The organism is Sporosarcina koreensis, assembly GCF_001531445.1.
GTDB classification, from domain to species: domain Bacteria; phylum Bacillota; class Bacilli; order Bacillales_A; family Planococcaceae; genus Sporosarcina; species Sporosarcina koreensis_C.
Genome location: NZ_LQYA01000064.1, coordinates 1 through 13968 on the forward strand (window position 1 = coordinate 1; position 13968 = coordinate 13968).

General features: G+C 43.3%; 16 protein-coding genes and 1 riboswitch. Of the genes, 3 read left to right on the plus strand and 13 right to left on the minus strand.

Annotation, left to right across the window (positions count from 1 at the left end; all coding sequences use genetic code 11):
• The 7 genes from AWV70_RS10050 to AWV70_RS10080 all read right to left on the minus strand — a co-directional run.
• Window positions 1–887, minus strand: an 887-nt coding sequence (locus AWV70_RS10050; RefSeq protein WP_235588612.1) for an ABC transporter ATP-binding protein, incomplete at its 3' end; no start/stop codon positions are given.
• Window positions 880–1461 (minus strand): ECF transporter S component, encoded by a 582-nt coding sequence (locus AWV70_RS10055; RefSeq protein WP_060206662.1) that lies wholly within the window; start codon window positions 1459–1461, stop codon window positions 880–882. The genes AWV70_RS10050 and AWV70_RS10055, both read right to left, overlap by 8 nt.
• 1 nt (window position 1462) lies before the next feature.
• Window positions 1463–2044, minus strand: a complete 582-nt coding sequence (locus AWV70_RS10060; protein WP_060206664.1) for a YkoF family thiamine/hydroxymethylpyrimidine-binding protein — start codon at window positions 2042–2044, stop codon at window positions 1463–1465.
• 77 nt (window positions 2045–2121) lie between these two features.
• Window positions 2122–2228, minus strand: a riboswitch (TPP riboswitch).
• Window positions 2229–2475: 247 nt separating this feature from the next.
• Window positions 2476–2958 (minus strand): NUDIX hydrolase, encoded by a 483-nt coding sequence (locus AWV70_RS10065; RefSeq protein WP_060206666.1) that lies wholly within the window; start codon window positions 2956–2958, stop codon window positions 2476–2478.
• 116 nt (window positions 2959–3074) lie between these two features.
• A complete protein-coding gene (locus AWV70_RS10070; RefSeq protein ID WP_060206668.1) occupies window positions 3075–4073 on the minus strand; it encodes a YecA family protein in 999 nt (332 codons plus the stop codon).
• 156 nt (window positions 4074–4229) lie between these two features.
• Entirely contained in the window at window positions 4230–5207 is a 978-nt protein-coding gene (locus tag AWV70_RS10075) for a polysaccharide deacetylase family protein (RefSeq protein ID WP_235588613.1), read from the minus strand.
• A 34-nt stretch (window positions 5208–5241) separates the two neighbouring features.
• Complete coding sequence (locus AWV70_RS10080; protein WP_060206671.1) at window positions 5242–5808, minus strand: AAA family ATPase; 567 nt, start codon at window positions 5806–5808, stop codon at window positions 5242–5244.
• Between the two features lie 112 nt (window positions 5809–5920).
• On the opposite strand from AWV70_RS10080, the gene AWV70_RS10085 reads away from it, so the two are divergent.
• Window positions 5921–6256: a DUF3889 domain-containing protein gene (locus tag AWV70_RS10085; RefSeq protein ID WP_060206673.1), complete on the plus strand. Its 336-nt coding sequence runs from the start codon at window positions 5921–5923 to the stop codon at window positions 6254–6256.
• Window positions 6257–6415: 159 nt separating this feature from the next.
• Here the strand turns inward: AWV70_RS10085 and AWV70_RS10090 are convergent, their stop codons facing one another.
• Together AWV70_RS10090 and AWV70_RS10095 are read right to left on the minus strand one after the other, a co-directional pair.
• Window positions 6416–7261, minus strand: a complete 846-nt coding sequence (locus tag AWV70_RS10090; protein ID WP_060206674.1) for an MBL fold metallo-hydrolase — start codon at window positions 7259–7261, stop codon at window positions 6416–6418.
• Window positions 7262–7692: 431 nt separating this feature from the next.
• Window positions 7693–8355, minus strand: coding sequence for a reverse transcriptase-like protein (locus AWV70_RS10095; RefSeq protein ID WP_060206676.1), 663 nt, complete (start codon window positions 8353–8355; stop codon window positions 7693–7695).
• A 114-nt stretch (window positions 8356–8469) separates the two neighbouring features.
• Between AWV70_RS10095 and AWV70_RS10100 the strand changes: the two genes are divergently transcribed.
• The gene (locus tag AWV70_RS10100; protein ID WP_060206784.1) at window positions 8470–9120 is read left to right on the plus strand and encodes an HAD hydrolase-like protein; all 651 of its coding nucleotides are present in this window, start codon (window positions 8470–8472) and stop codon (window positions 9118–9120) included.
• Window positions 9121–9420: 300 nt separating this feature from the next.
• Here AWV70_RS10100 and AWV70_RS10105 read toward each other — a convergent pair whose 3' ends face one another.
• Window positions 9421–10761, minus strand: a complete 1341-nt coding sequence (locus AWV70_RS10105) for an amidohydrolase family protein (protein ID WP_060206679.1) — start codon at window positions 10759–10761, stop codon at window positions 9421–9423.
• Window positions 10762–10887: 126 nt separating this feature from the next.
• Between AWV70_RS10105 and AWV70_RS10110 the strand changes: the two genes are divergently transcribed.
• Complete coding sequence (locus tag AWV70_RS10110) at window positions 10888–11793, plus strand: helix-turn-helix domain-containing protein (RefSeq protein ID WP_060206681.1); 906 nt, start codon at window positions 10888–10890, stop codon at window positions 11791–11793.
• 49 nt (window positions 11794–11842) lie between these two features.
• Here the strand turns inward: AWV70_RS10110 and AWV70_RS10115 are convergent, their stop codons facing one another.
• The 3 genes from AWV70_RS10115 to arcC form a co-directional block, all read right to left on the minus strand.
• Window positions 11843–12316: a DinB family protein gene (locus tag AWV70_RS10115; protein ID WP_060206689.1), complete on the minus strand. Its 474-nt coding sequence runs from the start codon at window positions 12314–12316 to the stop codon at window positions 11843–11845.
• Between the two features lie 241 nt (window positions 12317–12557).
• Entirely contained in the window at window positions 12558–13001 is a 444-nt protein-coding gene (locus AWV70_RS10120) for a YueI family protein (RefSeq protein WP_060206692.1), read from the minus strand.
• Between the two features lie 131 nt (window positions 13002–13132).
• On the minus strand, window positions 13133–13968 hold an 836-nt coding region (gene arcC / locus AWV70_RS10125; RefSeq protein ID WP_235588614.1), incomplete at its 5' end, for a carbamate kinase.

The window sequence follows — 13968 nt, forward strand, 5'->3', positions numbered from 1 at the left end:
AAATTAGAGGGATGCACAGCTCCACTTGCAGGGATCAATTGGCATAATGCCTTCAGTAACGTCGATTTGCCACTTCCATTCGGGCCAGCAAGGACTGCCACTTCCCCTTTGGTTAATGTGAAGGAAACGTCATTCAAATATGAATCTGTACGAACTCTGCTTACTTCCAATGACCGGAGTTCCTGTTTGCTGCTTGCTCTTTTCATCAGCGGACTCACGATCGCTGTTTGTTCCAACGGAATTTCACGATCAAAAAAATCGTCCCATAAATCAAGCCGATGCTCGATCGCGAAAACCGTCAAAGACCGTTTCCTCTGAAGTTCATCCAGCCAGCGAATAAACTGCTTCGCTGTATACGGATCCAAATGGGAGATCGGTTCATCGAGCAGAAGAACTTCCGGCTCCATGATCAATGCACACGCTGTCGCAATCCGCTGCTTTTCTCCGCCGGATAGTTTTTGAATGACGGAATGACGGAACTCAGTCAACCCTGTCAGCTCCAAAACGTCCTGGATCCGCATATCCATTTCTTCACGGTCTACATTTAAGTTTTCAAGCGTGAACGCAAGCTCTTCTTCGACAGTCTGCATGCAGAATTGTGCATCCGGATCTTGGAAAACGGTCGCAATCCGGTGATTCACTTCCCCAGGAGAATAGGACTGACTTTCTTTCTCGAATAACGTAACAGAGCCTTTCACGATGCCATCACAGTTTTCCGGATACAACCGGTTGCAAAGATAGAGCATCGTCGTTTTGCCGCTCCCGCTCGGCCCCGTAATGACAACCTTTTCGCCACTCCCGACGGAGAATGAAAGATCTTCAAAAATCCAATCCTCATCATCGGGATAGCGGAAACTTACGTTATCAAACCGGATCAATTCACGCACGAACCTCACCCTTTTTCGCACGTGCGATCGGATATCCACGGAGTGATCCCGTTGTAAGCAATCCATCGACGACCGCCTTGCCGCCAATACCTGCAATAACCGCTCCGCTGACGATCCGGATGCCGAGCATAAGTAGCACATAACCTGTGCTGAACACTGTGAATCCACCTAAAAAGTAGCCATAGACGAAGCTGAACACCGAGGCGCCAACCCCTGCCAGCATCAGTACCCATATATCAAATCTGCGATAGCGCGTTGCAGCGAAAGCAGCCTCGGCGCCTAATCCTTGGATGACACCAGCAAGGATCAAGCGCGGACCGACCGCGTTTCCTAACAGCACCTCGACTGCTGCAGCAATCGTTTCCGAAATGACCGCCGCCCCTGGTTTACGAATGATATACATGCAAATGATCGACACGATGAACCAAATGCCGAAAATCCATTCATAGGCGATCGGGCCAATAAACCCAGCCCAAATATTCCCGACATGCAAAAACAGCAAATAGACAATCCCGAACACGACCGAAAACAGCGACATAAGAACGACCTCTTTGAGCTTCCATGACTTCAACATGTTACAGTCCTCCATGCGACGGACTGTTAATGCTCATCGAAACCGTCATGACCAAATGCTTATGTTCTTCAGAACACGCATTACTGAAAGCTTCCTCGTAAAATGCGAAAACATCATGGATATCCCCATGGATGCCACTCGCATAATGCATCGATTCATTGAACACGCCCTGCTCCTTCGCCCGGTCCACTTCGCGATAAATGATCTCCATATACGCTGGATTATTCATTGGATAGAGCGCAAATTGGGAGGAGACATATTGCTTCGTCGCATCCGTATTCGCGACCTTCTCGCCTTTGTCCAAATACACATCACCCGCTGTATCGCCAGGGCATCCAGCCGAAAAAGTCCCGGATAGCGCAATATGCTTACCCGTTTTCGCAGCATGCAACGCAATCGCCTTTGCCACGTTGAACACATGGATTTGCTTACCGCGAATGACGGTAGATACATCATCCGTATGCATCCATACATTCGACGTATCCGTCTTTTCCAGTGCCCCTTTAATTACACTTACAAAATCATCTGCCATCGGATATAATGAAAAACGAAATCCGACGATTGGACTTAATCCACATTCCATTTCCTTCGACCTCCCGAAAATTTTTCATAAAAAAAACTACATCCCGGAAGATGTAGCACTTCTCCAATATGAAAAATCGGAAAGCCACTACACTTCCCCACGCAGGTATTATCCTGATCGGGTTATAAGGGATCGGAGCTGTTGCTCGCATCTCAGCCAATAGTGGGCACCCCTAGTGCAGAAAACGGTATGTAGTTATAATTTATGCTGCCATCAGTATAGACGAAGAATTTTTTATTGTAAATGAAAACTCGCAAACTCGTACTTTCGTCCGTATTGTAGAGCAAGTCCTACAGATACGCATAAAAGCGTTTATTCACGCATAAAATCGCAAACTTGCGCATAAACGTGATTAAGTGCGCATAAATCGCCAGAAAGACGCATAAAGCAATTTTTTCACGCATAACTGCACCAACATATAGCCGCAAACGTTATACTTTCCTGCTCAATTTCACTTCAAATTCCGGATGTGTAACATATTCCTTATACTCCACATTCCCCTCAAACTTGAAATATTCCTCAATCCGAGCGCGAATCGCGGGTTGCGTAATATACTCTAATACTTCTTCCTTAGGAACCCACTTGCAATCAGACGTTTCCTCCGACGTGCAAAGTTCCCCGCCGATCGGCTTGCAAGCGAAGTCAAACATCACTTTTGTCGGGACGTCCGTCACTCCGTCATACCATTTATAAATGGCCGAATTCGTGTACACGCCAATCAGGTGGGACACTTCCACATCGATGCCGCTCTCCTCTTTCACTTCACGGATGACGCCATCCATCAAGTTCTCCCCCACTTCGACTTGGCCGCCTGGAAACACCCATCCGCCATGATGCGTTTTCACGATTAAGAGATTCCCTTCCCCGTCATCAACAAGCGCGCCGCAAGCTACAATATGTGTCGGCATTGCCATTTTCCCCATCCCCTTTTCCTTTGAATAAATCAATACTATCAATATTCCGTCAATAAAGAAAGATTCTAAAAAATCCACCTACCGCTTTTAAAGGCAATAGGTGGACCGTATTTTCATTAATTCATAACTTTGGAGCTATAATAAGCATCCAATTCCTTGTAATATTTATTCATGGAAGAAGGGGAAACATCGAACCACTCGGCGATTTCTTTCAATGTCATAGAAAGAGGCTCGAAAAACGAATGCTCTTGACCGAATCGGATCGCCCCAGCTGCAATCGCTGTTTCTTTACGCGCATTCGGCTGTTGTTCCACTAAAAAGTCTTCGACGACGTCCAGAAGTTTTCTAGACATGCGGTCATATTTTTCAAGAAAATCCATTGCATCGAGCAATACGCCTGCTTCAAACTCAGTGAATTCGCCGCCTTGATATCCGTTTTGACCAAGCAGCTTCCAGAAATTCATCGCGTTCTCTTTTAAGAACTTGCTGACATCCTGTTCTGCATACGTCGCAAATTGAGCTGCAAATTCCTTGAACACATCCGCATGATCTGTCGGGAAAAAGATTAAGCTTGATACGGCCAAGTGCTGATTATCCTCCCCTGTACCATCAGGCAACATGAAGCAGAATAAGTGGACACCGACTGGCACCGGCTTCTCACTTTCCCGTCGCAACCGGATGACTTCGTTAGTGAAAATCGATTTCACGGTAATGTAATGATCTTCAACATCAATCACTTCCCCGATGGTTGCTTGCGGTTGCCGCCATGTGTCGATGACCCGCAAAACGGAAGGACGCAACTGTTTTTTCTTCTGTTTGTCCAAGTACCCAGTCCAAATGTCCAGGCGATGATGGAAAAAGAATTCATCCAACACAATCGCTTCAATCATTTCTTCATCGGGTAAATATGTATCCAATGAACGTTTCCATTCATTCGCTAGTTCCAAATAGTCCGGGATATCCTTCCGCTCTGGATACACATCATAAAACGTCTGCAGTATCCCTTCCAATTCTTCCATTTGAACCGTCTCAACGGTAACAGTCTCTTTCGACTGACAACATTTCTTATATTTCTTCCCGCTGCCACAAAGGCATGGATCATTACGTCCAATCATTGTAAACACTTCCTTCATAAAAATAGAACTTATCTAGTTTACCATTTTTCTGGCGCTTCTGGAACGGTTCCAAATTCGGTTATGGAGAAAAATGACGCTGAAAATATGAAAGCCCGGCATCCGACGAGGAGTTTCTGTCAGATGCGGGCTTTTTTGTTAATCAATTCGTTTTTCACTCATCAGGTCGCTCACTGTTCCTAGCTGAAGCCCCTTCGCTTTAATATCATTGATCATGGTCCCTAATCCTTTTGCGACAGGGTCAGTTGGATGCATGAGAATCATGGAGCCATTTTCCACTTTCGAGACGACGCGCCTTACCATTTCGGACGGTTCAGGTTTTCGCCAATCCACTGTATCGACCGTCCATAAGATCATTTTCATATCAAGTTCATGTGCAACTTCGACCGTTTGCTGATTAAAGCTTCCGCTTGGCGGCCCAAACCACTTTGGCTGGACAGATAGCGTGTCAAAAATGACAGCATTCGTCTTTTTTATCTCTTCCCTTGTCTCTGCCCTGGAGCGTTTCTGGAGATCGGGATGACTATATGCATGGTTGCCGATTTCATGGCCCTCATTGTAGATCCTCATTGCCAAATCGGGATTGTTTTTCACCCAGCTGCCATCAAAGAAAAATGTCGCTTTCACTTCGTGTTCATTTAGGATTTTAAGAATGGGCGGGATATATTCATTCCCCCAAGCAACATTGATGAGCAAAGAAACCATTGGCTTTTCCGGATTCCCCCTGAAGATCGGCTGGGGCTCCAAGTCGTCCAAATGGACAGCGGGTGGCACTTCTTCAAAAACAAGCTTGGTTTCGTCGAACTTTCCTGCAGTCATCATTTTTTCATAACTCGCTTGGGTGTCGACACGCAATCCATTGTATCCCGGCATCGCTTTCCAAACCCTATCCACCTTCGCATCAATCGGTTTGATTTCATGCTGTTCACTATAAGATTTGATTTGTTGATAAAGCGCTTCATTTTTCACGGGGACCTTAGCATTGCTTAAGATTGCAAAACTTCCCAACGCCAAGATGATTGCGCCAACAAGCAATAGATGTTTCATGATGCGCATTTCCCCAGCCAAATGATTGTCATCGCCAGTCCTCCATTTGATATATGTTGGCTTTAACATTCCCATTCGCTTTGGAACTATACTTGACCATCGACTAGCCGATGTCTTTTTCTATCATGACAATTCTTTGGATGACACTATCTACTTCCTCGCTGTCTTTGATGACGAATAAATGATCTGCTTCGCTCTCTGCAGGATCCGCAACATCTTCGTTCAATGAATTTGCATTTTGCCGATCAAGCACTTCTACAAAATTGGAAGCACTTCTGAATATACTCGTATCACGTTGACTATTCGCAACGCGAGCATGAAGAATGTGATCAGGCAAATCGAAATGGACAAGGATACGAATGAATTCATTTTTGGGAAACAGCTGTTCAAGCAAATATGCTCGACCTTTCCGACTTCGATTTGAATTGCATATAATGAGGTGGCAATCGCTATGTTCTTTCGCATAGTCGACAATCAGTCTAGAGATGGCGTGCTTAAGTGTATTTGGCCCTGTTTTCGGTTGCAAATTTTTGTAGTATCTATTAATAAACTCCCCATTGTTATCTTGATCCATCACAATGGAGTTCTCGAGCTTTTGTTCCAAAGCCCGCGCAAAAGTAGTTTTCCCGCTATGCGTCTTGCCGACTGTCATGACGACTAATCTTTTCAATGCTACAGCCCCTATTCCTACAATCTAGTAATCATTATTCGTGCACGAACAGCATGAATCCAAGCATTTGACTCATCCTACATACATCGAGCAAAAAAGGAGTTGAGACTTCATGATGAATTTTATTTTCGCGCTTGGACTTTCGATATCTGTTTATGCAACGGCAACACATATATCCACACTCACACCCGTACAACAACATCAACAGGAACCCGCTTACGCCAAATGGGGCCAACTTGCGGTAAAAGAAACAAAGCAAAAATATCCCGAGGCAAATATCATCGACTACTTGCACATCGGGAGCGAAACAAAAGACGATACAACAATTGAAAAGTTCAAGCTATGGCTAAAAGACGACCACCATGAATTCGGCGTCTTCGTCCACATCACATTCACCACCAAAACCGGCCAACTAGTGAGAATTGACTTTCAGGAAACAACCCGATAAAAACGGTACCTGTGCATCACACTATTCAGTTTATTGACTACAATTGAATATAATTATAAACCAATTATTATTATGCCGGTATTTCGCTAGTAAATTTATTTATATTTACCCAGTACGATGAATAGTCATAAATGCATCTTGCACAGGCACCGGCACAATTCAGTAGCCGTTGACGAAGAAGGTGATTGTTTCGAGTTCTTCTTCGTTCAGGTTGCGTTGTAGGTTGTGGGTCATTTCTTGCTGAATGGCGGTTTCGTCGCCTGCGTGCTTTTGGGTGAGCAGGGCGGTATTTTTCAGTAGTTGCAGAAAAGCGCTGAATGCGTCTTTCGTTAGAGGGGCTGGATGATGGGAAAGGAAATGGATATCCGCATCGTATTTTTCCAGTTGCCCAATGAGCTTCAATATTTTTTCAATTGTGTAATTCCACTTTTCCGCGTACAAATTCGCATAGAGGCAATCTCCTACAAATAAAGCCTTTTCTTCGGGGATGAAAACGACACAGGAATCGCTTGAATGATCTCCGCCGACGTGTTCGATTTCACAAGTCAGTCCGCCCAGATCCACGGTCATCCCATTTTCGAAGACAATCGTTGGGAGCTGAACTTGGATGTTCCGCTCCTCTGCGAACTCTTTCTTGATTGCATCCGCGCAAAACGGGATTTCCGTTCCTTCCTCTACCCGTTGATCCAAATCCTCGTCCTCCCATGAGAGGGACTGCATTTCTTTGATTTTTCCGGCTGTCTCCTTACATGAAATACTCGGGACGGGAATTTCATGCATTCCAAAGACATGATCCCAATGCCAATGCGTGAGGACAAGCAGATCAGATTGAATCCCAATCTCCCCAAGTTGCCGTAAAAATAGGCTGGCGTGCTGCGATGAATTCCCCGCATCAATGAGCATCGTTTTTTCTTTTCCCACTAACGCTCCTAGTATCGGGCGGTCCGTTTCTTGAACAGGCGGTAAATAATAAAGGCGATCTGATATTTTCGTTAGTTTTTGCATTGTCTTTCTCCTTATCTCATAGCTATCTCTCTTACCTATTTAAAAATTCCAGCTCTGACGATTGGTGCCCCTTCTGTTCCTAGCAAGTTCAAGGGATAATTTATATTTCCCCTATTGTATACCATCTTTTATGCAACAGCTGTTCAAGGCATTTGCCTTACAAATAAAAAAAGGAAGCCACCTATCCTGACTTCCCATCCTGACTAGCATTTACCCGTAATAATTCCTGCAAAAAACACAACAGAGAATGCGTCATATCCATGCATAATTCCGGATGCAACTGAATAAATTTGAATATATGCTTGCAAAGGAGTGATAGAGTGGCAAAATGTAAAAAATGCGGAGCAAACAATTCTAAATGTAAAAGTTGTAAAAAGTGCAATTGACATAGATGAATATGAAATGCCTTAGTTCCCTATCGGGGACTTTTTTTATTCCGACGCTTTTTCACTAGTCTCTGTGATCTCAACTCCTTTTAATGCCTGGCCGGCAAGCCGATCCGCTTCAGCATTCGCTTTGCGTGATACTAGCACATATTCCGGATGAATGCCAAGCTGATTCATTTTCGCTTCGATTCGATCAGCCCAACTGAACAAGCCCTCTTCAATGACTGGCCATTCCTCGCTCAAATGATTAATGACGACACGTGAATCCCCAATGAACTGAACTGATAGATCATGGACATTCAATAGCTCCAATTCTTGCAAGCAAAAATGCAGCGCAGCATATTCCGCCTCGTTATTCGAAATGAGTTCTTCGACTGCTGCGTTTCTTCTAAGACGATATGACTTTCCGTTCTGATCATAATAAATGACACAGCCTAGACCTGCCGCCTTCGTAGTTTGGTCGAACCCTCCGTCAAAATAAACGGTAATATTATGCGGTTCTGTTTCGATTCCTTTCAAGTAGCCCTTCATTTCCTTCATGGTCCAATAGCTGTCGAATCGGTCAAGGAACTTCACTTGTTTCGTTCGTCCGGTCTTCTCCAAATCATCCGCGATCAGGACAGCATCCGCCGCATTCATTTCCTCCGAACGGAAGACGGTTTCCGGCCCTTTCCGTGTTGTATAGGTCCATTCGATTGTGACGATCATCGTGATTCCTCCAATTCTATTCACGCTTAGTATTCATCTATTTCCACTTCCTCATCCTCTTACGCCTATCTTCTCTGTATAATAAACGTGGGTAGTGTATTGAAAGGAGAAGATATTGTGCAATCAGTTATTTTTGATATGGACGGAACATTATTTCAGACAGATACGATTTTAGAGCTTTCTCTTGACGATGCTTTTGAAAATCTGCGCGCCATGGATGAATGGATCGGCGCAACCCCTCTTGATGCGTACCGTAGTATCATGGGAGTCCCTTTGCCAAAAGTGTGGGAGACTTTATTACCAGAGCATTCTATTGAAGTGAGAGAACAAACAGATGCCTACTTCTTGGAGAGATTGATTGAAAATATCAGAACGGGAAAAGGGGCATTATATCCAAATGTAAAGGAGACCTTCGAATATCTTACCGCGAATGATTATTCAATATACATAGCAAGCAATGGGTTAACCGCATATTTACAAGCGATTGTGGAGCATTATCGTTTGGACCGTTGGGTGACTGAAACGTTTAGTATCCAGCAAATTGAAACACTCGATAAAGGGGATTTAGTCGGAAAGATTATCGGGAAATATGCAATTACAAACGGAGCCGTTGTAGGAGATCGGCTCTCAGATATTAATGCCGCAAAAGATAATGGCTTAGTGGCAATCGGATGCAACTTTGATTTCGCACAAGAAGACGAGCTTGCTCAAGCCGATTTTGTGATTAATGACATGATCGAATTGAAAACAGTTTTGTCTATATAAATTGAAATAAATACCTTCTTCTAACCGTTGATTTCCGTTCCGAGCGGACGCTTTCCGCGGGCACGGCTTCAGCCTCCTCGGATGTGCTCCCAACGCTGCGCTTTTGGTCGCAAAAGCCGTTCTTCGTGACGGCTTTTCCTGCGGGGTCTTCAGCTCGCGCTGTTCCCGCTGGGAGTCGCCGCTCTGCACTCCAATCAACTAAGTTAATAGGTAAAATAATAAGTTCAACTTATATAGATGAAAAAAGGTGCCTCTGCAGTGAACTATATTATCTTGCAAAGGCACCGTTACAATACACCCTTAACTAGTAATTGCTTCCCATTTCTCTTGAAATTCACGTGAACGCTGATCCATATATCCGTCACTTGGTACATGTTCGAGGATTTTTTCTTGCTTATAAACCTTTCCACCCTTGATGACCTGATGGATGTCTTTTGTATGTTTAATATCCTCCAGTGGATTATTATCTAGAATGACAAGGTCAGCAATATTCCCTTCTTTTATTGATCCAATCGTATTCAAGCCGATAGATTGTGCCGCCTTTACTGTCGCTGCCTGTAGCGCTTCCATCTCTGTAAATCCAATTTCGACGAACAGTTCCAGTTCCCTGTGCAGCGCCATTCCCGGGAAGGTCCAAATAAGTGCCGGCGTGTCGGTCCCTGTAACGACCGTACCACCGAGTTCAAAATACGTTTTGGCAATCATTTTTGTAAAATTGTTGAGCTTACCAATTTGCTCATTCATCACTTCTACTTGATCAGACAAATTGCGCCAATGCTCAATGAGTATATTATTCTTTTCGAGTGACTCGGTTACATTATTTTTCGGATACCAATAGTTCGGGTACTGCTCCACTTGATCATTGACAACGAGTGTTGGGCAGAGCTTAACATTATAGTGGATCATTTGTTCACAAAGCTCTTTGATTTTTTTCTCATCAGGGGTGTCCCAATTAATATGACTCCATTCCGTTTGATTGGCTGATGGATACCAACCCGGATAAAGCGCTTGTATAAATCCAGATGCGTGTTCAAACCAAGTAACACCAATTTGCGCTGCATCTAAGGCATTCAACTCTTTTGAATGAATTAGATCACAGCTGACTTCCACATTAAACTTCTTCGCCTCGTCAACTGCTGCGTACATCACTTCCCTGTTTGCCCATCCATATACTTTTATGAATTTCGCTCCTACGCCTATCTGTCGTCTAACTTCCTTTCTAGCTTCCTCAGGATCATCAGTAACGAAGTTTCCAGCGCTAGTCGGTCCCCAGAGTCCTGGAGTGCCGTCAATCATTCGATCCGCGGAATAAACAGCAGGCGTCGGCGCATCGATTGGTGCATGAATCAAGTTGTCAATCATGAGTAAATTTGTTGCTGTAATCCGAACCGTTGTCACTCCCGATGCTAAAAAATATGGTGCGAATTTCTCCTGCATATGACAATGCATATCTAGTAAACCTGGGATGATATATTTTCCTTTGGCATCGATAATGGAAATATCTTCAGCCAAAACCTCATTGGATGAAAAAACCCTATTAATAGCATTCCCGATTATTTCGATTGAACCCACAAAGGAATTGCCATTTTCCACGTCAATAATCGTTCCGTTTTTTACGATATAATGTTGGTATCCCGCCATTTTCTTGGCCTCCTCGGTTATAATAATAACTTCTTACTTTTCTGTCTTCAGTGTACAATGAACAAATACAATCCTTTTTACAATTTTCATATAGTGGAATTAATTTTGATGATAGGAGGAAATCGGATGAAAACGTATGGCGGAACTTTGAGAGGAATTCGTCAGCAAAAGGGATTAAGTATGCAGGAACTCGCTGAAGGGATTTGCTCTGTTTCGTTTCTATCAAAATTTGAACGTGGTGATTCGGACATCACCCTTGGGCTATTCACAAGGATTTTAGAAAAACTAATGATAAATCTCGATGAGTTTTTATACATACATAATGATTTTCTGACTGACTCACTCGAGCAGTTTTTCAAAGATGTAGGCACCGCTTACAACGAAAGGAATTCCGTTGAATTAAAACTACTTAGAGAACGGGAAATGAAAAAATGGAAGCAACTAGAGGTGAATACATATCACTACAACGTCATGCTTATTCGTATTTTTGAAATGATCGTGAATAAGAAAGAAATCGATGAAGAAGTGAATGAGGAGGATATTCAGCGTTTATCAGACTTCTTCTTTCGCGTTGAAGTATGGGGTTATTATGAATTCATGCTTTACAATGCAACGATGCTATTTCTCCAGCCTACAATGGTGGTACAGCTATCGAGAATCGCTTACGAAAAAAGTGAACGGTATCGTCAGTACAAGAAGGTGAATGACGTCATCATTACAATCATCATGAATACCATCACTTATTTATTGGGACCTGTTAATCATTTTGATAAAAAATTAGAATACCAAGCTGAAGTTAAAGAGTTTTTCTCTTATCTTAAGACTCTTGCTATGCCAGAAAGTCATTTATTCGAACGGGTACATGCACTTCAGTTACATGGTGCATATGAAATAAAAACAGGCAAGCAGGACATTGGAATCGCCAAGATCCAACAGGCCATTCAAATTCTAACTGATTTAGGGTCAGTTCGGAGTGCAGAACTGATTGAGCAGTATTTGCAGCAAATATTAGAATACAAGAATAAGGCATAAAAAAAGCCGATTCCCTATCATGTGATAGAGAATCGGTTTTGATGATTTATTACATGGTCATTTCCTTTGTAGGTCCCATAACCGGCGGTACAGGTAACCCTGCTTGACGAAGAAGTACTGTCATTTGACCGCGGTGGTGCGTTTGGTGATCAATCATGCCACGCAACAGCTTCCCACGCTTCGTTTGCCCTGTAAAGCTTGTTACATCACCAAGCATGTCTTCGTCAGTAAGCTTCGATGCCTCTTCCTTAATGGCTTGTGCAAGCGCTTCGTATGCGTTAGAAATTTCCTGAGCGCTTGTTGGTTGAGGGTCGGTATGACCAGGTCCCTGAACGTTAAATCCAGCAAACTGTCCAAAAGCGCCTGCTGCTCCGACTAAATGCCATGCTAACCAGCCAAGCGTGCTATGACCTGCTACGATGGATTGATCGAGCTTTTCATCGGTAATCGCTTTGATCATATTGGCAGTCCCAACAGAAGCAATCGTCCATTCTTCTATAAAATCCTCTACTGTACGGTACATTACGGATTCACCTCTTGGAAATATTTTAGTGTTATACAATGTAATAATAGCAAACAGAAGTATCGGCAGCCAATCATTCAAACCCCTCGCAGCGGTGCATGTGCAGCAAGCAATTCTGACTATACACTACAATTGTATAATAAAAATAAGGAAGCCACTCGATTCAATTATCGGTTGGCTTCCTTTAGTATTATTATACAAAAAGTTGAATTGTCATAATTACTCCTTGCACAGGCACCGCCTACATCGGTTTAAATAGCTTTGAGAATATGGAGGAGAAGCCTTTCTTTTTTCTTTCTTGTGGTTTTGCGGGTGGGTCTTCCTTTTTTACGTAAATCTCTTCTTTATCTATAGCATGGTCATATGCGAGGACGAGTCCGATTTCAGATTTACTGTTTTTATTTGTGACAAATGTATAAGACACATCATATTTGGATGCGATTTTCGTATATTTTGATAGCACTTTGTAGTTTATATTTCCATTCAAATACAGACGAGCATTTCTATTTTCCTTTATGGCCTGCTCGACTTGTTTATAAATGCCTTTTTCTCTCACTTGATCTTTTGTAAGGGCGATGACGATCCGTTCACGGATTGTCCCAAGAAACTTCCTACGCTCGTCTGGCTTTGTTTGTCTCGTGCCATACATCCCTTGTTGAATATAGTCGTCAATATTGCCTGACATCGAAACACCCCCTTTTTGAATGTCCATGTCATCATATTTATTTTCCCATCTTGCAGTGGAACCATTCCCTCTCATACAAGAAAATGATAATGCACAAAATGGCAGCTGCTAGAGCTACCATTCTGGTTACATTATAGTGTTACGCGTGTACCTGTTTTTCCGTCAAGAGCATCTTGAAGTTTGTCCATGGATGTGATGACAACGTTTTTGCCGCCTTTTTCCAAGAACATGATCGCTGCTTCGATTTTTGGACCCATGCTTCCTTTCGGGAAGTGTCCTTCTTCCATATAACGAAGTGCTTCTTCAACTGTCATTTCAAACAAGTTTTCTTGTTGCGGCGTACCGAAGTGGATTGCCACTTGCTCAACGCCTGTTAGGATGAAGAGGTAGTCTGCTTTTACTTCCGCAGCAAGCAATGCACTTGCGAAGTCCTTATCGATAACTGCGTCTGTACCTTTTAGTGCGCCGTTTTCTTCAACAACAGGAATTCCGCCGCCGCCAGCTGTAATGACAGTGATTTCTTTGTCAAGCAGCGCTTCGATTGCATCTTTTTCAACAATTGTTACTGGTTTTGGAGAAGCTACGACACGACGGTATCCACGTCCGCTGTCCTCGATGTAAGAGATTTTTTCTGTTTCAAGGATTTTGTCCAATTCTTCTTGTGTGTAGAATGGCCCGATTGGTTTCGTTGGATTCGCGAAAGCTGGATCATCTTGAGAAACAACTGATTGTGTAACGATTGTCGCGATAGGTCTGTTGATATTACGTTCGACCATTTTGTTTCTGAATGTTTGTTGGATCAAGTAACCCAAGTTTCCTTGCGTTTCTGCGTCCAATACATCTAGCGGGTACGCTGGAACAACTGATTCAGCCATTTGGTTTTTAATTAAAGTATTACCAACTTGCGGGCCGTTACCGTGCGTGATAACAACTGTGTTGCCTTGTTCGATCAAATCAAGTACTGGGC

Excerpts from the sequence above, each read along its gene's own strand:
- AWV70_RS10055 (WP_060206662.1), bottom strand. The coding sequence starts at position 1,461 with ATGTTGAAGTCATGGAAGCTCAAAGAGGTCGTTCTTATGTCGCTGTTT.
- AWV70_RS10060 (WP_060206664.1), bottom strand. The coding sequence starts at position 2,044 with ATGGAATGTGGATTAAGTCCAATCGTCGGATTTCGTTTTTCATTATAT.
- AWV70_RS10065 (WP_060206666.1), bottom strand. The coding sequence starts at position 2,958 with ATGGCAATGCCGACACATATTGTAGCTTGCGGCGCGCTTGTTGATGAC.
- AWV70_RS10070 (WP_060206668.1), bottom strand. The coding sequence starts at position 4,073 with ATGATTGGACGTAATGATCCATGCCTTTGTGGCAGCGGGAAGAAATAT.
- AWV70_RS10075 (WP_235588613.1), bottom strand. The coding sequence starts at position 5,207 with ATGTTAAAGCCAACATATATCAAATGGAGGACTGGCGATGACAATCAT.
- AWV70_RS10085 (WP_060206673.1), top strand. The coding sequence starts at position 5,921 with ATGATGAATTTTATTTTCGCGCTTGGACTTTCGATATCTGTTTATGCA.
- AWV70_RS10090 (WP_060206674.1), bottom strand. The coding sequence starts at position 7,261 with ATGCAAAAACTAACGAAAATATCAGATCGCCTTTATTATTTACCGCCT.
- AWV70_RS10095 (WP_060206676.1), bottom strand. The coding sequence starts at position 8,355 with ATGATCGTCACAATCGAATGGACCTATACAACACGGAAAGGGCCGGAA.
- AWV70_RS10105 (WP_060206679.1), bottom strand. The coding sequence starts at position 10,761 with ATGGCGGGATACCAACATTATATCGTAAAAAACGGAACGATTATTGAC.
- AWV70_RS10110 (WP_060206681.1), top strand. The coding sequence starts at position 10,888 with ATGAAAACGTATGGCGGAACTTTGAGAGGAATTCGTCAGCAAAAGGGA.
- AWV70_RS10115 (WP_060206689.1), bottom strand. The coding sequence starts at position 12,316 with ATGTACCGTACAGTAGAGGATTTTATAGAAGAATGGACGATTGCTTCT.
- AWV70_RS10120 (WP_060206692.1), bottom strand. The coding sequence starts at position 13,001 with ATGTCAGGCAATATTGACGACTATATTCAACAAGGGATGTATGGCACG.